At 38.7% G+C, this 23,559-nt stretch carries 18 protein-coding genes; 9 read left to right on the top strand and 9 right to left on the bottom strand.

Annotation, left to right across the window (positions count from 1 at the left end):
* Positions 1 to 578 precede the first annotated feature (578 nt).
* Positions 579 to 818 carry an AtpZ/AtpI family protein gene (locus tag FL972_RS07995; RefSeq protein WP_144604599.1) on the bottom strand — a complete coding sequence of 80 codons (240 nt, stop codon included), beginning with the start codon at positions 816 to 818 and terminating at the stop codon, positions 579 to 581.
* A gap of 132 nt (positions 819 to 950) precedes the next feature.
* On the opposite strand from FL972_RS07995, the gene porW reads away from it, so the two are divergent.
* From porW to uvrC, 3 genes are all read left to right on the top strand, one after another.
* Positions 951 to 3,572, top strand: a complete 2,622-nt coding sequence (porW, locus tag FL972_RS07990; protein WP_144604597.1) for a type IX secretion system periplasmic lipoprotein PorW/SprE — start codon at positions 951 to 953, stop codon at positions 3,570 to 3,572.
* Positions 3,573 to 3,574: 2 nt separating this feature from the next.
* Entirely contained in the window at positions 3,575 to 5,878 is a 2,304-nt protein-coding gene (locus FL972_RS07985; RefSeq protein ID WP_144604595.1) for a penicillin-binding protein 1A, read from the top strand.
* Between the two features lie 62 nt (positions 5,879 to 5,940).
* The gene (uvrC, locus tag FL972_RS07980; RefSeq protein WP_144604593.1) at positions 5,941 to 7,746 is read left to right on the top strand and encodes an excinuclease ABC subunit UvrC; all 1,806 of its coding nucleotides are present in this window, start codon (positions 5,941 to 5,943) and stop codon (positions 7,744 to 7,746) included.
* A gap of 14 nt (positions 7,747 to 7,760) precedes the next feature.
* On the opposite strand, the gene porN is transcribed toward uvrC, so the two are convergent.
* The 8 genes from porN to FL972_RS07940 all read right to left on the bottom strand — a co-directional run bounded on the left by porN (position 7,761) and on the right by FL972_RS07940 (position 17,038).
* Complete coding sequence (porN, locus tag FL972_RS07975) at positions 7,761 to 8,579, bottom strand: type IX secretion system ring subunit PorN/GldN (RefSeq protein ID WP_144604592.1); 819 nt, start codon at positions 8,577 to 8,579, stop codon at positions 7,761 to 7,763.
* A 30-nt stretch (positions 8,580 to 8,609) separates the two neighbouring features.
* Positions 8,610 to 10,223, bottom strand: coding sequence for a type IX secretion system motor protein PorM/GldM (gene porM, locus FL972_RS07970; RefSeq protein ID WP_144604590.1), 1,614 nt, complete (start codon positions 10,221 to 10,223; stop codon positions 8,610 to 8,612).
* Positions 10,224 to 10,260: 37 nt separating this feature from the next.
* The gene (porL, locus tag FL972_RS07965; protein ID WP_091652253.1) at positions 10,261 to 11,052 is read right to left on the bottom strand and encodes a type IX secretion system motor protein PorL/GldL; all 792 of its coding nucleotides are present in this window, start codon (positions 11,050 to 11,052) and stop codon (positions 10,261 to 10,263) included.
* Between the two features lie 48 nt (positions 11,053 to 11,100).
* Positions 11,101 to 12,195 (bottom strand): T9SS ring complex lipoprotein PorK/GldK, encoded by a 1,095-nt coding sequence (gene porK, locus FL972_RS07960; protein ID WP_144604588.1) that lies wholly within the window; start codon positions 12,193 to 12,195, stop codon positions 11,101 to 11,103.
* Between the two features lie 170 nt (positions 12,196 to 12,365).
* Positions 12,366 to 13,343, bottom strand: a complete 978-nt coding sequence (locus FL972_RS07955; RefSeq protein ID WP_144604586.1) for a PorP/SprF family type IX secretion system membrane protein — start codon at positions 13,341 to 13,343, stop codon at positions 12,366 to 12,368.
* Between the two features lie 76 nt (positions 13,344 to 13,419).
* Positions 13,420 to 14,193: a uroporphyrinogen-III synthase gene (locus FL972_RS07950; RefSeq protein ID WP_144604584.1), complete on the bottom strand. Its 774-nt coding sequence runs from the start codon at positions 14,191 to 14,193 to the stop codon at positions 13,420 to 13,422.
* Between the two features lie 28 nt (positions 14,194 to 14,221).
* Positions 14,222 to 15,337: a DUF4271 domain-containing protein gene (locus FL972_RS07945; RefSeq protein WP_144604582.1), complete on the bottom strand. Its 1,116-nt coding sequence runs from the start codon at positions 15,335 to 15,337 to the stop codon at positions 14,222 to 14,224.
* A 6-nt stretch (positions 15,338 to 15,343) separates the two neighbouring features.
* The gene (locus FL972_RS07940) at positions 15,344 to 17,038 is read right to left on the bottom strand and encodes a BamA/TamA family outer membrane protein (protein WP_144604580.1); all 1,695 of its coding nucleotides are present in this window, start codon (positions 17,036 to 17,038) and stop codon (positions 15,344 to 15,346) included.
* Positions 17,039 to 17,083: 45 nt separating this feature from the next.
* Here FL972_RS07940 and hemW point away from each other — a divergent pair, with 45 nt between their 5' ends.
* The 6 genes from hemW (at position 17,084) to FL972_RS07910 (ending at position 23,536) form a co-directional block, all read left to right on the top strand.
* Positions 17,084 to 18,205, top strand: coding sequence for a radical SAM family heme chaperone HemW (gene hemW, locus FL972_RS07935; RefSeq protein WP_144604578.1), 1,122 nt, complete (start codon positions 17,084 to 17,086; stop codon positions 18,203 to 18,205).
* A gap of 8 nt (positions 18,206 to 18,213) precedes the next feature.
* Positions 18,214 to 18,522 (top strand): DUF721 domain-containing protein, encoded by a 309-nt coding sequence (locus FL972_RS07930; RefSeq protein WP_091652233.1) that lies wholly within the window; start codon positions 18,214 to 18,216, stop codon positions 18,520 to 18,522.
* A 108-nt stretch (positions 18,523 to 18,630) separates the two neighbouring features.
* Positions 18,631 to 20,694, top strand: a complete 2,064-nt coding sequence (locus FL972_RS07925) for a GAF domain-containing SpoIIE family protein phosphatase (protein ID WP_144604576.1) — start codon at positions 18,631 to 18,633, stop codon at positions 20,692 to 20,694.
* A gap of 9 nt (positions 20,695 to 20,703) precedes the next feature.
* Complete coding sequence (locus FL972_RS07920; RefSeq protein WP_091652227.1) at positions 20,704 to 21,039, top strand: STAS domain-containing protein; 336 nt, start codon at positions 20,704 to 20,706, stop codon at positions 21,037 to 21,039.
* Position 21,040: 1 nt separating this feature from the next.
* Positions 21,041 to 21,454 (top strand): ATP-binding protein, encoded by a 414-nt coding sequence (locus FL972_RS07915; protein ID WP_091652223.1) that lies wholly within the window; start codon positions 21,041 to 21,043, stop codon positions 21,452 to 21,454.
* Between the two features lie 90 nt (positions 21,455 to 21,544).
* Complete coding sequence (locus tag FL972_RS07910) at positions 21,545 to 23,536, top strand: peptidylprolyl isomerase (RefSeq protein WP_144604574.1); 1,992 nt, start codon at positions 21,545 to 21,547, stop codon at positions 23,534 to 23,536.
* Positions 23,537 to 23,559 lie beyond the last annotated feature (23 nt).

The raw sequence follows: 23,559 nt of genomic DNA, 5'->3' as shown, positions 1-23,559 counted from the left end.
AAGTAGAACAAAAAAATCACAAAGAAATCTCCTATAAACAAAATTATATTCTCCATTCCGGGCCAAACTTCGATCCCAACGAACACCAAAGAGCCAATTAATCTCAGAATCATTGCTAAAACGGATATTTGAAAGAAATTTTCAGAAAATGATTTGAGTAAAAAAGCGTTTAAAACATTGATAAAAAAGGAGATAATCAGGAGAAAAAAATAGATATGCCAGATATGAGCATGTATTATCTGTGGTACCAAAACCTGTAAAATCAAGATCAATGCCGCCAAAATCCCCGAAAGGATAAAAAACCGGAGATGCATATTTTTGGGTAAACTCATCGGGAATTATTTTTCTGCAAAAGTACCAAATTTTATTTGGATGATGGTTTAAAGAGGAGCCTCCTTTCAAATTTCTGTCCTTAGAATTTCAGCTTTCTGACTTTATACTTCAAACATTCTAACCTTTTAATTGCTTTGGGTATTTTACTTCCAGGAAAATCAAACCTTATAGCAAAGCCTTCACTATTACATGTTTTTAAGATTTCTGATTTTAGATTTCAGACTTTTGAATTTAGTTTTCTAATTTCACCTATCTTGTTTCATCGACACCCAAAGCTGATAAAAAGCCACAAAAACCGATAAAAAAGAAAATAACAGTATCCACACAGGAAACTTCATGTCACTTTTTTGCTGTAGCCACCAACCAAACCAGGTTCCCGCTCCAATAACACCAAATAATTGAAAGGATAAACCAATATATTTGACAAAGGAATTGCTGTCATTCCATGCTTTTCTCTCCTTTTTTGGGTCTTCAGATTGCTCCATATTCTTAAATAAAGTAAAATAATCCGATACCTTTCCTCTGGTATTCAGTGAATTGAAATATTTGAATGCCTATTTCGTTCGCTATGTAGCACAAAAGAGCTATTTTGGTATCACAAATCTTTGTATTTATTCATGCGGCTTACATCCCGGCTTATATTCATTTGTTCAATTTTTTTAGGTTCCTGTTCCTCAGAGAGGAATACTTTCACTAACCGGGCTTTTCACAATCTCACATCTCATTACAATGCTTACTATCTAGCAGATGTCAAGATCAATGAAGTCCTGAAAGAAGTAAAAAGCAACTATAAAGAAGATTACACTCAGGTTTTACCGGTATTTATTCCTATCGATTCTGCAACTATCCAATCTTCCAATGAAAAATTGGAGTCAGCGAGGGAATTGGCATCAAAGGCAATTGAATGGCATAGAATATCAAAATGGGTAGACGATAGCTACTATCTAATCGGAAAAATAGATTATCTGGAGGCTCAATCTGATGATGCAAAAAATGCTTTCAAATATGTCAATGTTAAAAGCAAGGATAGAGACCTGAGGCATAAAGCATTGATTAGCCTGCTTAGACTATATGTAGATTTGAGTCAATTTGAGGATGCAAACTTCACCATAGATTACTTGTCCAAAGAGTCTAAAATCAATGAGGAAAATCGGTATGAGCTTTACAGGACTTTAGCCTATTATTACGAAAAAAGAAGGGATAGAAGTGGAGTGATCGGAGCCTTAGATAAAGCCACCGAATATGCCCAAGACAAAAAAGAAACCTCCCGAATTAATTTTATTCTAGCTCAATTATATCAAAGAGAAGGCTTGGATGCCCTGGCTTTTGATTATTACAAGAAAGCTCAGGAGGGAAATCCTCCCTATGAAAGAAGTTTCTTTGCCCAACTATATGCTCAGCAGGTTGCCGAGTTGAATGCTTCCAAGGATTTGAGAAAAGTTCGGAATTACTACGAGTCCTTATATGCAGATCAAAAAAATAAGGACCTCAAAGATGTAGTGGTTTACGAAAGGGCTCTATTTGAAGAAAAACAAGGTGATATTCCTTTAACTGTAAGTTTACTACACCAAGCAGCAAAAGAACCTGGTAGCAATCCAAGGTTGAAAGGGTACATTTACCAAAAGCTGGCAGACATAAATTTCAATGAATTTAAAGATTACAGAGCCACAAAGTATTACCTGGATAGCGCCTTAACTTTTATCAAAGCCTCAGATCCAAGCGCTGCTCAAATTGCACAGCAAAAAGAAACTTTGGATCAATATGTCTTTCACGTTGAGAGAATTCAGCAAAATGACAGCCTTTTGTTTTTGAGCTCACTCAGCAAGGAGGAACAGACTGCTGTTGCAAACCAGTTTATCAAATCTGAAGAGGAAAGGCTTCTAGCCGAAGCAAAGGCCAAAGAAAAACCCAAAAATTCAGGGATTTTTGATAATCTCTTAGCTTTTGCAGACAGGGGTTCTGGATCTTCTTTCTATTTCGACAATGCAGTTGCAATGCAACAAGGAGCAATTACCTTTTACAGAACTTGGGGTAATCGTCCTCTTCAGGATAATTGGAGAAGAAGTGCAGTCAATTTTCAGGGAAATACCGGCAATAATCCTCAGGCAACAGTAGATTCCACCACTACTTCGGATGAAAACAATCCCCTAAATCAATTACCTGATATAGAAACTCTGTTAGCTCAGATACCTCAGACTGCTGAAGACAAAAAATCATTAAACCAGGAATTGGAGGAATCTTATTTTGAATTGGGTAAGGTTCTTTATTTTGATTTGAAAGAAATAGAGAGATCTATTGACAATTTGGAGGTACTGGTCCGAGAGTATCCTAACAGCTCCAAAAAGCCGGAAGCATATTACCTTTTGTATTTGGCACAAAAAGAAAGAAGAGGAAATTTTCAGCAGTATGTAGGCCGATTAAATCGGGAGTATCCTGATTCACAGTACACCTATTCAGTAAATAATCCAGAAGCAGCTTCAGGAAATATAGCCTATCTCCAATCTTCAAAAAATTACGAGCAGGCCTATGATTTATACTACAACGGCAACTTCGGAGAAAGTAGAAGAATTATCCGATCAACTCTGGAAGAATATCCATTAACAAGAAATACAGAACGATTATTGCTTTTGGATATCATGATTTCCGGAAAAGTTGAAAGCCGTGAAAGATTCAAGGAAAGGCTGGAGGCTTATATAGAAAACACAAAAGATGCGGGCTTGGTAGAATTGGCAAGAAATATGCTCAAGCCACTCTTGCCGAAAGAAGATTTGGCTTCATTAAATCAGTCAGACAGTACCGCTCTGGACTCTGCTAATTTGAATTTATCCTTGAAGGATTCTGTTTCGACAGAGAAAAAGCTATTGGATTCTCCATTTAAGTTGGATGAAAATCAAACTCATATCATGGTTTTGGTCATGAGCCCGGAGGAAGCAGAAAAGGCTGCAGGTTTGGTTGGAGAATTGGAAAATTTCCATGCTAAAAACTTCTCCAATTCAAGGTTGAGGACTGGGAATATGAATATGAATAGAGAAAATGCCATTTATATCATCAGTCCATTCACTAATGCGGAGAAGGCAAAAGAGTATTATTTGAAATTTATGGAGAACTTTGAGTCTGCCAAACTTAGCAAAGAGCTTAAAAACCAGGCATTCTTTATCTCCATTGAAAACTTTCAAATTCTGAATAGAAGTAAAAACTTAGAAGAATATAGAGCCTTTTTTGAGGCATATTATCAATAAATATGAGTAAAAACACCAAGCCCGAGACAACTTCTTGGGCAAGTAAAACAATCAAATACCTCTGGATTGCCTTTGGAGCAATGGTTTTCGGATTCATCCTATTCGTGTGGATGGTTTCTGTAAATTTCTTAGGGCTATTTGGTCCACTTCCGGATTTCAAAGCACTGGAAAACCCAGAAAGCGAAGTAGCATCAGAATTATATTCTTCTGACGGTCTACTTTTGGGGACCTATGCCCGGGAAAATAGAAGTCCGGTAAGCTTCAATGAGCTTTCTCCCAATCTAGTCAATGCTCTCATCTCCACAGAGGATGTTCGATTTGAAGATCACTCTGGAATTGATATGACAGCAATGGTTCGTGTTTTTGTCAAATCAATTCTCTTGGGGCAAGATGCCGGGGGTGGATCTACTCTGAGTCAGCAGACGGCTAAAAACCTGTTCAAAACCAGAACTGATGCCAATCAGGGCTTTTTGAGTTCTATTCCGGGTTTGAGAATGTTGATCATCAAAACCAAAGAATGGATTGTAGCTACTCAGCTGGAAAAGGCATACACCAAGAATGAAATTTTGACCATGTATCTGAATACCTCAGAGTTTGGTTCGAACGCATACGGAATCAAAACTGCCGCAAGAACATTCTTCAATAAAACTCCGGCAGAATTGGATGTGCAGGAATCTGCCGTTTTGGTAGGCCTTTTCAAAGCTCCAACCTATTACAGTCCAGTTTTCAATCCTGAAAACTCTTTGAGAAGAAGAAATACTGTTTTGTATCAAATGGTGAAAAATGACCATTTGACAAAAGAAGAGTTTGATTCCATTTCCAATATGCCAATTGAACTGGATTATAGAGTTCAAAATCAAAACCAAGGATTAGCTACTTATTTCAGGGAAGTAGTGAAAGCAGATTTGCTTCGATGGACTAAAGAGAATATCAAATCTGACGGAACCTCCTATGATTTGTTTGGCGATGGCTTGAAAATATATGTTACCATCGACAGCAGGATGCAGAAATATGCTGAAGAGGCTGTGGCTGAACAAATGGCTGCATTACAGCAGAAGTTTTATAAGGAAATGGGAAGTCGTGACCCTTGGATAGACAGTGAAAATAGGGTAATTCCAAACTTCATCGAAAATGCTGTTAAACGAACCGAAGCTTACAGACTATTGAAACTCCGCTACAAGGACAATGAGGACTCCATCAATATCAAGCTCAATGAGAAGAAGAAGATGAGAGTATTTTCTTGGGATGGAGAGATAGATACTTTGATGAGTACCATGGACTCATTGAAATACTATAAGAAATTCCTACAGACTGGTTTTGTAAGCATGGATCCACATACGGGCCATATTAAAGCTTGGGTCGGAGGTATTGATCATAAATATTTCAAATTTGACCACGTAAAGCAAGGAAAGAGACAGCCAGGTTCTACTTTCAAACCATTTGTCTACGCTGCTGCAATAGAGAATGGATATAGCCCATGTTATTCAGTCATAGATCAACCTGTGGAAGTTTACATTCCAGGCCAGCCAGCTTGGTCTCCATCCAACGCTGATGGTAAATTCACCTACGAAAGAATGACCATTCGTAAGGCGATGGCCAAATCAGTCAATTCGGTGACTGCATATATGATGAAAAAACTCAGTCCGAAAATAGTCATTGAAACGGCTAGAAGATTGGGCGTTACCAGTGATTTGGAAGAAGTTCCAGCCTTAGCTTTAGGTGTAAATGACGTATCTGTTTTTGAAATGGTGGGTGCATTTGGAACCTTCGTCAATCAGGGTGAGCATACCACCCCTTTCTATATCGATAGAATTGAGGATAAAAATGGAAATGTCATTCACCAATTCACTCCGAAGAAGAGACCAGCTATGAGTGAGGAGCATGCATATTTGATGACATATATGCTAAGAGGAGGATTCGAAGAAGAGTCCGGAACTAGCCAAGGGGTACCTTGGTCTTTGAGAGAGGGAAATGAATTAGGTGGTAAAACAGGAACTACCCAAAATGCTTCCGACGGCTGGTACATTGGAATCAGTAAGGACTTAGTATCAGGGGTGTGGACAGGCGGAGATGATCGTGCTATCCACTTCAGAAGCTGGTACGAAGGTCAAGGTGGACGAACGGCCAGACCAATCTGGGTGAAATATATGGAGAAGGTTTATGCAGACAAAGATCTTGGATATACCAAAGGTCCATTCCCGAGGCCTGAAAGACCACTCAGCATAGAAATCAACTGTGATGTCTACGAAAAGGAAAGTCAGCGATTCGTGGAATTTGATTATGATTCGAAAAAGAACGATTTCTAATTAAAAAATCTTCTATTATTGAAAACAGCTTCATTTCGGAGCTGTTTTTTTAATTTAGCCGTATGCAGTCATCTTCATATTCACCGGAAGAATATAATCAATTACCCGATCATCCGGGTGTATACAAATACTTCAATGAAAGTGGAGATCTGATTTATGTTGGAAAAGCAAAAAGCCTTAAAAAAAGAGTAAGTAGCTATTTCAATAAAAATACAGGAGTGAACCTCAAGACCAGAAGAATGGTCAAAGAGATTCGGAAAATCGAAATCACCTTGGTGAATTCTGAATTTGACGCGCTCTTATTAGAAAACAACCTAATCAAGAAATCTCAACCTAGGTATAACATTCTACTCAGAGATGATAAAACTTACCCCTATTTACTGATTACCAAAGAGCATTTCCCCAGAATATTCCCCACAAGAAAATTAATCCCCAAAAGAGGGACATACTTTGGACCTTTTGCCAGTGTCAAGGCGATGAATAATGTACTGGACCTGATCAGGGAGCTTTTTACTATCAGAACCTGCAAGCTGGACTTATCTCCTTACAAAATTGATGAAGGAAAGTATAAGGTTTGTCTGGAATACCATATTGGCAACTGTCAAGGTCCTTGTGTAGGAAAGCAGGCAGAAGTGAATTATTTGAAGGACTTAGAGCAGGCAAAACATATATTGAAAGGCAACTTAGGAATAGCTAAAAGCTATTTCAAACAGGAGATGCAAGCCTACGCAGAAAGCTTAGAATTCGAGAAGGCCCACCGAATGAAGGAGAAATTGGATCTTTTAGAAAAGTATCAAGCTAAATCTCTTGTGGCTAATCCAAGTATTTCCAATCATGATGTCTGTACTTTGGTTTCAGATGAAAAATACGCCTATGTCAATTACATGCGCGTTAAGAATGGTTCTTTGATTGTTTCCAAAAATGTGGAATTAAAAAAGAAGCTAGATGAAAGTAATGAGGAATTACTGATAGCAGCTTTAATCAGATTACAAGACCAATTTAATAGCGACGCTGAGGAGGTATTGGTAAACATAGATATCACAGAGCCAATAGAAGGTCTTAATCTAACCATGCCCAAAATTGGTGATAAGAAGAAACTGATAGAACTCTCAACCAAGAATGCACTATTCTATAATAAAGAGAAGGCTTTACTTCAAGGGTTAAATCAAGATAAGAAGGACAGGGTTATCCGACAGTTGCAGCAAGATTTGAGTTTACCGGAGATCCCGGATCATATAGAATGCTTTGACAACTCCAATATTCAAGGCACGAGTCCTGTGGCAAGTATGGTTTGTTTTTTAAACGGAAAGCCTGCTGTAAAGGAATACAGACATTATCACATCAAGACAGTGGAAGGGCCTAATGATTTTGCCAGCATGAAGGAGATCGTGACAAGAAGGTATAAAAGACTGATGGAAGAAGATAAGCCACTTCCTAAGCTGATTGTGATTGATGGAGGAAAAGGACAACTTTCATCAGCCGTTGAAGCACTTCAGGATTTAGGAATATATGGTAAAATGCCCATCATAGGGATCGCCAAACGCCTGGAAGAAATCTATTTTCCGGGAGATTCCTACCCTATCCATATTGACAAAAAATCAGAAAGTTTAAGATTACTTCAAAGAATAAGAGATGAAGCTCACCGATTTGCAATCACCTTCCATAGAAAGGTTCGCAGTAAAAATGCTTTTGGAACCCAATTAACAGCAATACCTGGGATTGGGGAGTCCACTGCCAATAGACTCTTGAGTCATTTCAAATCAGTAAAAAAGATCAGTCAAGCCACAGAAGAAGAACTGACTGAGGTAATTGGATCAAGCAGAGCAAAAGCTTTGATGGAATGGAAAGAAAAAAATAAAGGGGCCTAAAGCCCCTTTTTATTTTACCACTCCCAAAGGGAGTTTTCAAATTCTAGAAGTTTGTACTCGAATGCTAATGCATCCATGTATGCTTTCATGTCTGGATTCGGATGATCTGCCCTAACCATATCAGCAATTAAAGCTTCATCAGGATTTGTGAACCTCCTTACTACAGACCTAAAGAGTCTACTTTCAAAAGCTTCATCATAAGTCAAGCTTTTAGATATGTTCTGGAAATTAAGCCATCTAGCTTCCGGATGATCTTTAAAATAGTTGTAGAAATCTTTGTAGCGGATATAGCCTATGGTTTCTTGACCTGCATTGGAATTGGTAGCCGAAGGCATTACCAAATGAATGAACTTAATGTCAAAAACCATATCCGAATGATGCTTATCGAACACAAAATCTTCTCTAAAATCCAGATAATACAATTGTTTTACGAAAATACTGTCGCCAGTAGCGTTTAACCAGAAATTCTCTTGGAACTCAGCAATTGATAATGGACGGGTAAAATCTTCATCAGCAAAAACTTCCAAAGCATTTTCATCCACAACAGCTTTATAGATATAGCTCATGATACCATTAGTCTTCGCATCACCAGAACCATAAAGAGATAGGTTGTATTTTTCTCGCAAATCGATTCTTCTCCAGACACCAATTTGATACATTTTATCGTCTTCTCTAATCCTTTTGGCCGAGAAAACGGTATCCATAGCAAATTGTCTATCACCGTATCCAGATGGACTCACGCTAGTAGCCGCAACTTGAGCTTCACTCGTAAAAGGGGCTAAGCCGCCAGCCACGAGTACGGATAAGAATAAATTTTGAAGAAACTTTTTCATAATCGTATTTTCTGAATTCTTACCGGAAAATTATTTTACTCCGATACGAATGATTTGATTCAATGAGGTAGGAATTTTATTTCCTCTAAAGTTGGTACGGGTTACTTGATTCACCACCACCACTATATCATCACCAGGTCTTGCACTTTCCAAAAGTGATCTCATAGCCAAGCTGTTTCCATTTGAAATCTGGATAGTCTGTCTTGGAACATCACTTCTCAATAGTCTAACTTCTCCACCTGTTACTTCGAAATTGGCATCTTTCGCCATTGTTCTTCCAAAGGTAGGCTCAGGAGTAGCTAAAATTTTCAAACCTGTAAGCGATCCAATTGCTTGAGCTTGAGCCAAGTCTAATGGAGAACCATTGGACATTGCAGCTACAATCGTTGGAGCAGGAACTGGTTTAATATCAAACGTTACGTCGTCAATTTTATTTCCTCCAGAACTAACACCGATAGTTACTTTACCGGATGCTCCAGGAATAATTGTAACCTGTCCAGGCCTATTTCCTTTAATAGATTGACCATTACTTACAGAGAATTCAGGCGCATAAGTATTTCCAAGCGCTGGAACCTCAATTAGCAACTCATTAGCACAATCTGCATACAATTGCTGAACAACCTCAGAAGAAATTTTTACTACTGGTTGAGCAACAAAGTATTCATACTCTACAGGAAGAACTTGATCTTCACCGCCAATATTGGTAACAATTTCACCTTTTAATACTCTTCTAGCTAACCCTCTATCATCATATTGAGAAGCTGGGGTAGCCGTAAATTCAATCTGTCCAAATCCTCTTTCATCGACGGTTACAGATCTTCCATCCAATGTCATGGTTGGAGTAGCAGATGAAGATGAAGAAGCAATAAACATAGTACCTTCAAATTTGGTACCAGCTGCTACAATATTGGAAACTGCAGAGATTTTAGCTTCTGTGATATCTGCTTTGAAGTAGAATGATCCGATCGTGTTGGCGATAGTAGTTAAGGCTTCACTTTCGATATTCAATACCTCATTTTGATATTGAGAAATCAAAGCCATCACTGCACCCACTGGGGACTTCACAAAATTCAAAGCAACAAAGCTTTTATTCTTTGCTTCAGAATCATTTTTGAAGAGGTCAATTTCAGCTGCATCCAAAGCAATTGGAGCAAACTTTCTATCGGTAATGCCGACACTAGCCAAAATCTCCTCAATCTTAGTAGGATAAGCATTTAGAGTTTGTTTCATCTCCTCGCCTTTCCCGTTGTTCACGAAAAGGTTTCCCGCAACCTCTGTATTTTTCAAAGAAGAACTCACAAAGTTACCTTCTTCATTCTTAGCATTAGACTGAGTGATCAGCTGCTGCTTCAAATCTTCAAGGTAGCTGTAGATCTCTTTAGTAGTTTCTCGCACTTGCTGTGCTGCTGCTACCTTAGGAACATCTTTTTCATTATTTCCTTGTTGTTCAACTGTGTATTCAATTGAACCTACCGTTGATTCATTTTTAAGGATAAAGTTTTTTGAAGTTCTCTCCATCCCGTCATTGATCAAGACGAATTTCTGGAGGATCTGATTACTTACCTGTAGAGCCAGCAATGCTGTCAATACCAAGTACATCATCCCGATCATCCGCTGTCTAGGTGTCTCTTTAACTCCTGCCATTTGTTTTTATCTAATGGTTTTTTTGTTTGGGAAAGAATTAACCTTTCATAGCGGATAGCATTCCACCATAGATTTTATTCAATGAGCTTACGTTTTGATTTAATTTCGCAAGTTCGTTTTTGAAAGCTTCAGTTTCTTTGCCTGCTTCGCTAAGTCCTTCCATAGCAGCAGTCATATTAGAATAGAACTTGTTCAATGTTTTCACGTGGCTGTTAGCATCCTGTAGCTCCATTTCATACACTGCATTTAGAGCAGAAAGGTTTTTGGTTACAGTTACAACCTGATTGTGATATTCTTTAGCATCCTGTGAAGCAGCTGACATTTCAGTCAATGCCGCAGCAGTTTTACCATAAGATGCGTTCATGTCTACTAGGGTTTTAGCAGCTGTTTTCACGTTGGTAGCATACTCATTAGTAGCTACTGCTGCATCTGCCAAGTTGCCCATTTTTTCAGCTGAGCTGGCAAGATTTTGCATGCCTTTACCTAAACTTTCAATCAATTCAGGTCCAACTTTAGCATTGGCTAGCATATCGTCAAGCTTTTGAGAAACTTGATCACCAGCTCCAGCTGTTGCTCTTGCTTTCTTTGGAGCAGGACCATCTCCAGCTAATTCCGGATAAACTTTGGTCCAGTCTACTTCCTCTGGTCTTGGTTCGAAGGCTGAAAGGAAGAAAATCGCCGCCTCTGTAGTAAGACCTACACCGATCATGATGTTAGCGCCTTGCCAGTCAAGGATTTTAAACATTGCACCGAGGATAACGACTGCAGCACCAATACCATAGATTTTAGGCATTACGCTGGAATAAAAGAAGTTGCTTTTGCTAGCCATTTTGTAATTAAGAATTAAGGTTTTTGGTTTTTAAAGTGTTGGGTTGATTTATCGTCTTCGTCTTTTGCTGGATTTCACATCCATGGAGCCAGACCTTCCGATAAAGGTCATTGCGGTTCTAAATCCAATGTGAGCCTGAGCCACATCCTGATATTCATAAGTTCTGGTAGATGTTTCTAGGTAGTGTGCGATATCTTTCCAGCTACCGCCTCTTACTACTTTTCTTGGTTCAGTTTCCACATCATATACTGGGTTCAAATCCCAAGTAGCAGTTCTGGAAGTAGCAGCATAAGCATCCAATACCCATTCTGCAACATTTCCAGACATGTTATGAAGTCCAAATCCATTTGGAGCAAAAACATCCACTGGTGCTGTGTAAGCAAACCCATCGTCAATGTAATTACCTCTTCCTGGCTTGAAGTTAGCCATAAGGCATCCACGCTTATTTTTCAAGTATGGACCACCCCAAGGATATTTTGCTACGTCTTTTCCACCTTTTGCTGCATATTCCCATTCTGCCTCAGATGGCAATCGGAAACTTGGCAAATCAAATTCAAATTCATCATTTGCGTTCATATGGTATGTTCTCCACTCGCAATATTTTTTCGCCTGATCCCAAGTCACACCCACAACTGGATAGTTGTCAAATGCAGGGTGATCAAAATAGAATTCCATCAATGGATCGCCATAGTGATAAGAGAAGCTTGTAGACCAAACTGTAGTATCTGGCTTTAACTCATCTAAATTGAATTGTGGCTCTTCTTTTAAAGTGGTAGGAGTACCGGTAGTAAGTGTACCTTCTCTTACAGCTTCTAAAAATTGTCTGTATTTGTTATTGGATACTTCATACTTATCCATGAAAAATTCAGATATGGTTATCTGCTTGTTCATTGATGATTGGGTGAAGGCAATGTCCTCGTCGGACTGTCCCATCCAAAAAGTTCCTGCCTTAATAGGAACCATATCGTATGGGAGGTTTTGTTGCCATTGTGCTCTCTTCGGAACACCGGTCACTTCACCTCTCCGATTGAGCTTTTCACTTGCCGATCCTTTTTTACTAAAAAGTCCGCATCCAGGTAAGATTGTCGCAATTGCCAAGCCCAAAACGATCGGCATTAAGCGGATATTATTTTTTTTATACATAAATGACATTTTTTATATCATCAAATGAAAGTCTTATTTAAAACCTTGACTAAGATCGAAATTTAGCTGAATTTTCAACAGATATGCAAATAACTTGCCAATTTTAAACAGAATAAATTTTCATAAATTCTCCTGAAGTTCAGCTTTATACAAGGGCTATCCTGTATCTCTTAAAATCTAAATCTTGGAGTCCGCTGAATGACTCGCTCTACATTTCTACTTATATCGGTTAGTCTATAACGCAACATAAGCTCATGACTTGTCGGAGATTTTGCCTCCAAACCGCTAACTACCAAATCAAAGGAATATCCTAAAACAAGAGAATTATCTCTCAACAAAGAATATCCCAAGATAAGGGAAACACTTTCTTCCCCTCTAAATGCCAATCCCCCGCTAATCTTATTCTGGTGAGTAGCAATAACGCTCACATCATAAGAAAAATTATTGAAGGACACAGATTTTAATAGAAAACTTGGTTCTATTCTCAACTGCCCTACTGGTCTGAATCTATACCCAAACAATAAATAGGAATGATTTCTTAATGGGTTTGCAAAACCTCCATCTCCAAAATCAAACTCGGGTTGGTTTAAATGTCTAGAACTCAAACCTACATAATAATCTCCTCGGTCCAAAAGAAGTCCTGCACCAAAATTGAAATTGATGGCATTTTCTTTCCCAGAAGAAGGTAAATTTGGCTCTGGATTCACCACAACCAACTCCCCATAATCAATTGAACTTGAGAACATACCTGCATAGGCACCAAAACTGATCGTGGTTCTATTGATTTTTTTATGATAGGCTCCTTGAAGATTTATCTCCAAATTTCCTGTGGCGCCTATTTGATCATTGACTATAGTAATACCGTAACCAATATTTTTCCCTTCTAAATTACCCTGAGCTGTCAAAAGCTGCGTTACAGGTGCTCCCCCCGCCCCTGACGAAGTGGAATAATTTGCCCATTGTGTTCGGTGAAGTGCTGAAAATCGAAACCCTCCTTCTCTTCCAGCAAATGCCGGATTATAATACATGCCATTATACATGTACTGAGTGAATTGCGCATCTTGCTGCGCAAAGCTGAATTCAATGCTGAAAAAACTGAGTATAACAGCAAAGCCAAAAATGTATTTCCACCGACTGCTTTGAATCATTTGAATGTGGTTTTGTCAGATGATAGAACTATTGTAAGCAATTAAACTGAAAAACCACAGAATTTGATTTCAAGATTTACAAATTGTTTGCCTTTTTGATATAAAGCTCCAACGCTCCTGTCATACTTGGGGCATTTGGAAGCGGTGCTTCAATGTCCAAAATCAATCCCATATCTCTTACGGCTTGTGCTGTGGTCGGACCAAAAGCCGCGATCCTGGTTCTTCCTTGTTCGAAATCCGGGAAGTTTTGTTTCAAAGATTTTATTCCAGAAGGACTGTAGAAGGCTAAAATATCATACTTAACATCCGCTAGGTCTGACAAATCAGCGGCTACCGTATGATAAATGATTGCTTCTGTAAATGCAATACCCGCTTTTTCCATGTAATCTGGAATATCATCTTTACGAATGTCAGAGCAAGGAAAGAGGTATTTTTCGTTTTTATGTTTCTTGAAATAATCAAAAAGATCTGATGCGGTTTTCTGACCTACAAAAAGCTTTCTTTTTCTGATTACAATATATTTCTGAAGATAATGGGCTGTTTGATCCGAAATACAGAAGTATTTCATGTCAGCAGGCATTTCTATTTTGAATTCTTTACAGATATTGAAAAAATGATCGATCGCATTTCTGCTCGTAAAGATGATTGCAGTGTGCTTAAGAATGTCAATTTTTTGCTTTCGGAATTCCTTGGGAGGAACCGGCTCTACCTTAATAAACTGTCTAAAATCAATCTTTAGATTGTATTTTTCAGCCAGTTGAAAATAAGGTGAATTTACATCGTTCGGTTTAGGTTGAGAGACAAGAATACTTTTGACTGGTTTAAACCGATCCTTAATAGCTGCACTCATGCTTATTAATTTCTTTAAATTTTATCTACTATTGACCTAATACCATGATCCATTTCGCCAGGATCAGAAAAGGCACCAATTCTGCGATGCAAAGGTAAGTAAATAAATGGTATTTCTTAAAAGATAGGCGATTCATCATAATTAAGAAAAGTCCTGTAATCCCAAAGAGATAAAGCCAAAAGAAAACTTGGAGTGATAATTCAAGAACATTTTCCAGCATAAAAAAGGAATTCATCAGATAAACGAAGATAACTCCGATCATAATAAAACATGCCCAAACAATTAAGCGAAGCAAATAGAAAAAGTGTGGAAACTCCAGCTTCCTTAAATCAAATAAATAGGCAACAATTCTAATCCCAATAAACTTGAATACTGTAAGAATTAGCAAACCAACTGTTGTAACTAACCAGAAAATCATCAGAGACATCACATCTTGATCAATCAATTGAAAAACCAAATCTCCCTTGTAGATCACAAAACCCAATGTACCCACCAAAGCCAGCAGTAAATTGACCATAAATACAAATAGCAAAACGTCTAATGAAAAAAACTTTTGCAAACTCCCAACATCAGAAAAATCCTCATCACTAAGTAGCCCACTGGGTCTCAGCATGCCGGAAAAAAGAAAAGGATATGCTTGCTTGTAAAAGGCAATGAAAAACAAAACAATAAGTAATCCTAGTCCGAAAAAATCCCTGAGTACACTTCTCTTTTTTTCCCGGATACTTATGAGATTCTTGCTTTCCTCCGGAGTGGTCTGATCCAACTCAGTTCCAATCATTTTTTTCAAAATGATATTTTGGCTTCCAATACCTTCTTTGTATAGGGTCAAAGTCACTTTTTCCTGAGCTAATTCTTGTGCGACATCGGTTACCCTTCGAATCAAAACAGTGTCAGAATTGGAGTAAAACCAGAGTTTTTCTCCAGCGAATACCACCGTCTGCTCTGGGACTTCCAGATAAAAATTAGCCTTTGGAAAAGTAGCCAGATTCAACTCCTGACTAATTCTATCACTGCTTCCAAACCAACTCTCTCTTTCAGCTACCTCCCAAGTTTTGGAATAATCTTCCAAAACCTGTGCAGACAGGGAAAAACCAAGAGTAAAGAAAACTGTGAAAAGAAAGAAATTCCGGATTCTGGCCATTTTTTTTTAAAATCTTGCTAAATATCCAAAATGAATTTTTGATTGGGAAAAAGAAGCTTGTTGTTCATTGGACTTTCCGATCGCGTATATAAATCTGAAAATCCCCGAACCTGTCTCAAAATTCAGGCCCGCACCAAAAGAAACCGGCCTGTCAAAGGAATTTGCAAAGTAAGGGTTTTCTAGAATCCCAAGATCTATAAATGCCAGCAGAAATGAATTTTCTCCAAAAAATAATCGCTGCTCTGCATTCAAATAGGCAAAAGAGGAAGCAAAGAAAAAATTTTCATTAAAGCCTCGAATACTTTTCAGACCTCCCAATCTGAATAAATCATTGACCAAAATTGTTTCATTTCGCACAAAACCTCCGGCACCCCCAAAGTACATCCCCCAGGAAGGTTTAAGAAACAGATGCTTTTCCCAAATAAGACTGACAGAATATTGTGGATTACTCAAATCCAAATCCTGATAAACAGCTTCGGGAATCCCTGTATTTTGAAGTATTCTCTTATTTCCTGCCGAAATCTTCCCAGAAACCTTCCAGCCTTTTCTCGGCGCAATCACATCATCCAACACATTGAAATCCACTCCCAAACCATATTCATTCCATCTAAAGTCTGCTACATCTGGTAATTGCTCCACCTGCCTGAATGCAAAAGTTGAGAGTAAATCACTTGCCTTTCTGTTGGTAAAAAAGGTCAGGTACAAAGAGCTACTTGCATTATAACCCACCCGAAGTCCTAGATTTCTATTGATAAAGGTACTATCCTGCTTAAGAAGACTAAACTCTCCCCCCACATCCAAAGGACTATTGAAAAGAAACGATTCCTTGGCTTTTATATTTAGGTTTTGGGTTAATTCATTAAACCTTTGCCAGCTGACCTCCACATCTCTTCCTTTCCCCCCTAAATGAAATAACTGCAAGTCCAACTGACCGGTAATCAATACCTTACCTGGTTCATTTTGATTAGGCAGAAAGCCTATGATCCCATCCAAAACATTGGAATTCCGTTCGATTAAACTAAATACAGGCTGAGCCTTTTGTATCCTAAATCCCACCTCGGGTTGACTTCTAAGTCTAAAATAAGGGGATCGATTCGCAAGTCTGCTTGCCCTTTCCAGTTCTTTCTGAGAGAAAGGATCACCTGGAATCAGCCCGGAAAATCTTTGAAAATATTTGGCCTTAGTTTTAGGAGTTCCATCCAAACTAATACTATCCCAAACTATCAAGGGACCTGAATCATATAAAATGGAAGCTTTTATTCCGTTTTCCGTTCTTTCCAGACTGTCCATCCTTACTGAGGCAAAAGGATAGCCCTGATTTTCAGAAATCTCCACTATTCTATCAAAGAGGAAATTGGCTTGAGAAAATGACAATTTTCCAAAGCTCAATTCTTTTCTCATGGTTTGGGGTAAATTCCCCTGAGACAAAATTACCTCCTCGATTTTTGTACCTGTTTCAACTTTAATCCAGAGCGAATCTCCCTGAACTCGCTGATTTTGAATAAATGCACCCAAATAACCCTGTGCCTGATAGGATTGTAAAAGGGAATCGATTCCTTGTACTCGACCTTTATCGGATTCAAACTGCCTCCACTCATACTCCACTCCATCCAAGCTCCATCCCAACCAAAGCTTTTCCTGTGCCTGAAGCGAAAAATTCAGGAGGAAATAAATCAAAAAAAAGAACCAAATAGGTCTCATCTGAGGAAATTAGGATTCATTATATTCGCAAATTAAAAGAAATCGATGGCAGGTATCTATATCCATATTCCTTTTTGCAAACAGGCTTGCCATTATTGTGACTTCCACTTCAGCACAAATACCAGCTACCTAGAGCAGATGATTCAGATGATGGGGAAGGAAGCTGCACTCAGAAAGGAGTATCTCAAAGGACATACGATAGAAACCATTTACTTTGGCGGAGGCACTCCCTCCATCTTAGAAACCAAGTGGATTGATTTTTTATTGGAAAAGCTCAACACGATTTTTCAACTCAATTTGAAAGAAATTACACTTGAGGCTAACCCGGATGATCTGACAACTGAAAAATTGCAAGCCTGGAAATCAATGGGTATTGATCGATTGAGTTTAGGAATTCAAAGTTTTGACGATAAAATATTAAAATTTTATAATCGAGCGCACAATTCAAAAGAATCCATAGATGCTATAGCCAAAGCCCGCAAAATAGGCTTTGAAAAATTTAGTATGGACCTGATTTATGGCTTCCCTAGTCAAAACCATCAGCTTTGGGAAAAAGATCTAAGTACCGCATTAGAGCAGGATCCAGGGCATCTATCCTGCTACGCATTGAGTGTGGAGCCAAAAACTGCTCTGGGAAAATGGGAAAAAACCGGGAAATTCGAACCTGCTTCTGAGGATTTTGTAGCTGAACAATTTGAAATTCTGCAGGCAATCACCGAAACAAAAGGCTATAGACAATACGAAATCTCCAATTTTGCCTCTTCTGGCAAAGAAGCGATTCATAACAGCAACTATTGGAGAGGACTGCCATACTTGGGTTTAGGCCCAGGAGCACACTCATTTGACGGAGAGAAAAGGGGAGCAAACGTCAGGAACAACATCCAATTCATCCAAGCGATTCAAGCCAATCAAATTCCATTTGAGGTAGAGGAAATGGAAGAAATTGACCGCTTAAATGAATACATTTTAACCAGTCTGCGAACAAGTTGGGGATTGGATATTTCTTTTGTAAGTCAAACATTTGAAAAAGATCTGATTGAGGAGAAAAGGAGTGAAATCTCCAAATTTCAAGAGCAGGGCTGGCTTGTTTGGAAAGATAATACCCTATCTTTGAGCAAAAGCGGAATGCTTTTGGCTGATAGTATAGCAGCAGCCTTGTTTTTCTAAATCAACTTATGAATTATAATCCCAATAGCCGAAAAAAAGAAGCCGCTCCTCTAGAGGATGCTTTCAAAGATTTGCTCAAGGTCTATCGATTAGAGGGGAAATTTCAGGAAAAATCTTTAATCCACGATTGGGGAGAGTTGGTCGGTAAAACTATCGCATCTCGAACCGAATCAGTCTTTATCCGGGATAAAAAGCTGTTTGTAAAACTTTCATCCGGCCCAATCAAGCGGGAAGTGCAGATGAATAAAAGTAAAATTCTAAACCTGATTGACGAGAGGTTTGGTGCAGGGATGATTGAAGAGCTTATTTGCCTTTAATATAATCCTTTGACGGTTATTAGAATTTTTTAACATCTTACATCAAAAAGCAATCGAGAGGTTACTGTCTTTTTTCCATTCCCATTAACTAATATTGGGGATGCATTCATGATCAAACTACCTAGCATACATATCGGAAAGCTCAGCTTTTTGCTCGCCATATTAGTATGGCTGGCTTTGCTTTTTGTAGACCTTACCAGATTATTTGGGGCGATCAACGATTTAAATTCCGGAATAGCGCCTGAATTCACATGGATACTGGAAATCTTATTTTTTATCACAGTGTATGGATTCTACAATTACGCAATCAATAAGGATGCAAGAAACGATTTCCTAAGTTTGATATGGAGAGCGGCATCCACAGGCATGTTTGCCTCAGCAATTTTCCTCTTAGTCCAGCTTTTTTACATCCTGTTGGGAGAAAGTAGATTGGCCGATGAGCCATTTCTTCGGAATTTCTTTTACCATGTGCACTTTGCCTTGGTCACCATATTTTTGATATCGAGTGCTATTCTTTGGAAGAATCTGATCCTATATCAAAAATCCAAACAGGTGGTCAAGCAATGGCAGACTTACGAGTTCGCCTTATTGTTGGCCATGTTTTTCATTTTTTTCAATAAAAATACCTTTGATTACAGCTTTATATTTGGTTTAGTCATATTGACTGGCTTGGGGATAGTTCTTTCAGGAAATTTGAAATGGATCCCATACCTTACCTTTAAGGAGAAATGGAAGTCCCTACTTTTCCTGTTTTTCATACTTTTGAGTGGGAGTTATTTATTTTATCAAACCAGCCAGTTTAGCAATGCCCAGCAAACCTACCCTATCAATCTTCTGGATAACTTATTCCTGATTTCACTTTTTCTATTCATCCTCATTTATGCCTTATTCAGCTTCCTAGTTACCCTTTTCAATTTACCCACATCTTCAGTTTTTGAGCAGAAGTTGACAGAGGCGATCAATTTTCAGCGACTAAGTCAATCCATTCAGCCAGAAGAAAGTGAAGAGCAGGTATTGGATATCCTGATTGATTCCTGCATGAGTGCTGCTTATGCAGATGCTGCCTGGATGGAAATGCATAGACTGGAAACAGGAACAGAGCTTATTCAGGAAAGGTGGATCAATGAAGAAACCAGAAATGAGCTTTCTGAGAAAATTTCGGGTATGAAGGCGGCCTCTCAATGGGAGACAGAAACAAAGCCTGATAATCTAAGTCCTCTTGCCTTGAGATTGGATCACCCCAAGTTTGAATCCATTCTAATCATCCCATTGGTGGTCAATAAGTCAGTAATCGGCAGATTGGTACTGTGCAAGGAAGTAAAGGATGGTTTCAACAAAGAGATGATCAATATTATCAGCACCTTTACCCGTCAAGCCAGTATCGCAGTAGAAAATCACCGATTGCTGAATCAGGCTATTCAGAATGAACGGTACCAAGAAGAGTTGAAAATTGCCCAGCGGGTCCAAAAGTCCCTACTTCCTGTGAAATTGGATCACAATGAATCCTTTGAAATCTGCGCCTATTCCAATGCTGCCGATGAGGTTGGGGGTGACTACTACGATACATTTCAGTTGGACGAAAATCGATTTGTACTGATCATAGGGGACGTTTCCGGAAAGGGAACTTCGGCAGCCTTTCACATGTCCCAAATGAAAGGGATATTCCAAAGTCTGATTCAACTGGATTTAGGAGCTTCTGAATTTATGAATCGTGCCAATAGTGCCTTGAGTAGATGCCTGGAAAGAAATCATTTTATTACTGCTTCGATATTTATAATTGATACTTCCAATCATACTTTTTTACATGCCCGAGCAGGACATGTACCTACTTTAATGTGGGAAAAATCCAAAAATAAAGCTGATTTCTTGGGGGTTGACGGATTGGGTTTAGGAATCTTAAGAAACATGCAGTATGAAAAACACGTTGAGGAAAAGGTATTCAGCTTTGAGTCAGGAGACATACTGCTGCTGTTTACAGATGGTATAGTAGAGGCAAAAAATCAAAAATCTCAGCAATTTGGATTTGAAAGAGTCCGATCCTTAGTAGAAGTTTATCATCATTTATCACCGAGAGAGATTCAGACAAAATTAATCGACTCACTGCACGATTTCGTGGAAGGAGACGGAATGATTGACGACGATTATTCTCTCATGGTAGTTAAGTTCAATTAATCAAAAAACATGCTTTCGATTCACACTCATGAGGAACATACCCACCACATCCTTCGGATACAAGGGGAAATTGATGCCAGCAACTCAGTGCAACTGGATGAGTCCATCCGAAGTCTTGCTGATAATGGTGCCAAGTCGATTTTAGTTGACGGTTCTGATCTTGAATATATTTCATCTGCAGGATTGGGAGTATTTATGTCTTATTTAGAAGACTTTCAGGAGCAGGGAGTTAGTTTAAAAATTTTCGCACTGGACCCTAAAGTATTTGAGGTATTTAAAATTTTGGGACTGGATCAATTGATTTCAATTTTCCCCACTAAAGAAGAAGCGATCCAGGAAGTATAACATGGTACATAAGATTCAGATAGCATGCCGCACCACGGCACTTTCGGAATTAAGGGACTTTCTTAATCAGACCCTCATGGATTCCAGGATGTCAGACAGTGATATTTTACAAGTCACGCTGGCGGTGGAAGAAGTGTGCGCTAATCTCATCATACATTCTCACAGCTGTAATGAAGAAGACCATATTCTCCTTTCAGTAGAAAAGGATGCTGAAAAGCTTATTTTTGAAATTAAAGATGAGGGTGAGGCTTTTAATTTATTGGATTATGAAATGCCGGATTTGAAAAAAGTAATTTCCGAAAAGCGAAAAGGCGGTCTAGGCATCATTTTGGTACGTAAAATCATGGACGAAATTGAGTTTGAAAGTGACAGAGGAATTAATACCTGTAGGCTAATCAAACTTTTTCGATCCTAATTCTTGTTAAATCCTTAATTCAAAAGGCATTTCCCTTGAAATCCTGATAATTTTGTAACATTGCATCTTGAAAATTCAGCTTTCTGATTCATGACTAACCGAACCATTTCGGCAATTCTCTCGGCCTTTCTTTTCCTGTATATCAATCCGGGCTCAATTGCCCAGACAGCTTCACAGGAAGATCCTCTTTTGACAGTGGGTGGTAAGCCTGTGTCTAGAGACGAATTCGTCTATTTAATAGGGAAGGGTTCAAATTCCGATGCAAATACACCTGGATTAAGCAGGGAAGAATTTGAGGAAAATTTGGATCTTTTTATCAACTACAAATTGAAAGTAAGGGAAGCTGAAGCTTTAGGCTTAGATGAGATCACTGAGTTTAAAAGAGAATTCGCCTCCTTCAAAGAAAGCCTCAAATCCCCTTTTCTCATTAAAAATTCTTTGGAGGATGGAGAATTAAGGAAGGCCTATTCTAGGATGCAAGAAGTCATCAGAGCTAGTCATATTCTATTCCAGTTTCCACCCAATGCCAGTTCAGAAGATAGTTTGATAGTGTTGAAAATGGCTTTGAAAGTCAAGCAGGAAATTCAAAACGGAGGAGATATCAATTCATTAGCGGTGGAGTATTCAGATGACCCTTCTGCCAAAATCAATAAGGGGGATTTGGGGTATTTTACCGCTCTCCAGATGGTACAGCCTTTTGAGGATGCAGCATTTACTCTACAGCCGGGACAGGTTTCTGATCCTGTTCTGACGAGTTTTGGATACCACATCATCAAAGTATTAGAAAGGCAACCCAACCCGGGACAGGTGCAGGTATCTCATATTTTGGTTCGGGTAGATGAAAATGATCCTAATTCGGAAAATCAAGCCCGGAGAAAGATTTCAGATATTTACACTGAAATTCAAAAGCCTACTACGCTTTGGGAGGATATTGTGAAAAACTACTCAGAAGATCCAGCTACCAGTAAGAAGGGAGGGCTTTTGCCTTGGTTCTCTGTTGGAAACATGATTCCGGAATTTGAAATGGCAGCGTTTTCACTTACTGAACTTGGAGAAGTATCTCCTCCAGTGAAAACCAGATATGGATATCACATTCTAAGATTAGAAAATAAAAAGCCAATAGATTCCTTCGAAGAAATGGAGGATATGATTCGATCCCGAATCTTGAGAGATTCCAGATCAACCATGATCCAATCTCAGGTACTGGCTATCCAGAAAGCCAGATATGGATTCAAAGAAAATGAAGCCAATGTCGAAAAATTAAGAGCTTCTTTGAATACCAAGAAAAAAAAGGAATTCCAACCTGAGATAGAGGCTTTGGGAATGAGTGCTTCTAACCTATTTACATTGAAAGGAAAGGCATATTCCACCGAAGATATGCTTACTTATATGGAAACCGATGAAGTCTCTCCAAAAACTAAAGGAGGAACATTCGATATTTGGTATGATAGGTTTGCAGGTGAATTGTTGGCGCAAATAGAGGAACAAGACTTAGAGGCTAATAATAAAGAGTACGCCATGCTTCTCAAGGAGTATAGGGATGGAATCCTGCTATTCAGCTTGATGAATGAAGAGGTGTGGCAAAAAGGAATACAAGATTCCATTGGTCAAAGAGCCTATTACGAACAAAATATCAGAGATTATCAATGGGGGGAAAGAGTAAATGCTTTCATCGTCAAGGTATTAGATATATATAAATTAGAGCAGGCCAAATCCAGACTTCAGGGAAATGCTTATTCTGAAAGCTTGGTGAATGAATTTGAAGAGTTTTATAAAAACAATGATCCACTAGCTTACCAAACTCAGTCAGGATTGATTGAAATTGCAGATAATACCATTCTTTCCAAAGCTGATTTATCCAAGTCTTTCCAAGAAATAGAAGCCGATGGACACCTTCACCTAGTGGTGGTGGGATCTAAAGTTCCTCCCGGCCCCATGGCATTTGAAGAAACACGAGGCCCGGTTATCAGAGATTATCAAGAATACTTAGACGAGCAACTTATTCAGTCGCTTCGCAAAAAATATCCCATCAAAGTGAACAAGAGCGTAAAAGAAGAGGCTTTCATTGCGCTGAATCAATAAATTCAATTACACCGATTCAGGTC

It is taken from the genome of Algoriphagus algorifonticola (assembly GCF_007655305.1).
Lineage (GTDB): Bacteria > Bacteroidota > Bacteroidia > Cytophagales > Cyclobacteriaceae > Algoriphagus > Algoriphagus algorifonticola.
This window is presented reverse-complemented; position numbering and strand designations above follow the sequence as displayed.

What these genes read in the sequence shown, in the direction of transcription:
- FL972_RS07995 (WP_144604599.1), bottom strand. Translation starts at nt 818, where the DNA reads ATGGAGCAATCTGAAGACCCAAAAAAGGAGAGAAAAGCATGGAATGAC.
- porW (WP_144604597.1), top strand. Translation starts at nt 951, where the DNA reads ATGCGGCTTACATCCCGGCTTATATTCATTTGTTCAATTTTTTTAGGT.
- FL972_RS07985 (WP_144604595.1), top strand. Translation starts at nt 3,575, where the DNA reads ATGAGTAAAAACACCAAGCCCGAGACAACTTCTTGGGCAAGTAAAACA.
- uvrC (WP_144604593.1), top strand. Translation starts at nt 5,941, where the DNA reads ATGCAGTCATCTTCATATTCACCGGAAGAATATAATCAATTACCCGAT.
- porN (WP_144604592.1), bottom strand. Translation starts at nt 8,579, where the DNA reads ATGAAAAAGTTTCTTCAAAATTTATTCTTATCCGTACTCGTGGCTGGC.
- porM (WP_144604590.1), bottom strand. Translation starts at nt 10,223, where the DNA reads ATGGCAGGAGTTAAAGAGACACCTAGACAGCGGATGATCGGGATGATG.
- porL (WP_091652253.1), bottom strand. Translation starts at nt 11,052, where the DNA reads ATGGCTAGCAAAAGCAACTTCTTTTATTCCAGCGTAATGCCTAAAATC.
- porK (WP_144604588.1), bottom strand. Translation starts at nt 12,195, where the DNA reads ATGTATAAAAAAAATAATATCCGCTTAATGCCGATCGTTTTGGGCTTG.
- FL972_RS07955 (WP_144604586.1), bottom strand. Translation starts at nt 13,343, where the DNA reads ATGATTCAAAGCAGTCGGTGGAAATACATTTTTGGCTTTGCTGTTATA.
- FL972_RS07950 (WP_144604584.1), bottom strand. Translation starts at nt 14,193, where the DNA reads ATGAGTGCAGCTATTAAGGATCGGTTTAAACCAGTCAAAAGTATTCTT.
- FL972_RS07945 (WP_144604582.1), bottom strand. Translation starts at nt 15,337, where the DNA reads ATGGCCAGAATCCGGAATTTCTTTCTTTTCACAGTTTTCTTTACTCTT.
- FL972_RS07940 (WP_144604580.1), bottom strand. Translation starts at nt 17,038, where the DNA reads ATGAGACCTATTTGGTTCTTTTTTTTGATTTATTTCCTCCTGAATTTT.
- hemW (WP_144604578.1), top strand. Translation starts at nt 17,084, where the DNA reads ATGGCAGGTATCTATATCCATATTCCTTTTTGCAAACAGGCTTGCCAT.
- FL972_RS07930 (WP_091652233.1), top strand. Translation starts at nt 18,214, where the DNA reads ATGAATTATAATCCCAATAGCCGAAAAAAAGAAGCCGCTCCTCTAGAG.
- FL972_RS07925 (WP_144604576.1), top strand. Translation starts at nt 18,631, where the DNA reads ATGATCAAACTACCTAGCATACATATCGGAAAGCTCAGCTTTTTGCTC.
- FL972_RS07920 (WP_091652227.1), top strand. Translation starts at nt 20,704, where the DNA reads ATGCTTTCGATTCACACTCATGAGGAACATACCCACCACATCCTTCGG.
- FL972_RS07915 (WP_091652223.1), top strand. Translation starts at nt 21,041, where the DNA reads ATGGTACATAAGATTCAGATAGCATGCCGCACCACGGCACTTTCGGAA.
- FL972_RS07910 (WP_144604574.1), top strand. Translation starts at nt 21,545, where the DNA reads ATGACTAACCGAACCATTTCGGCAATTCTCTCGGCCTTTCTTTTCCTG.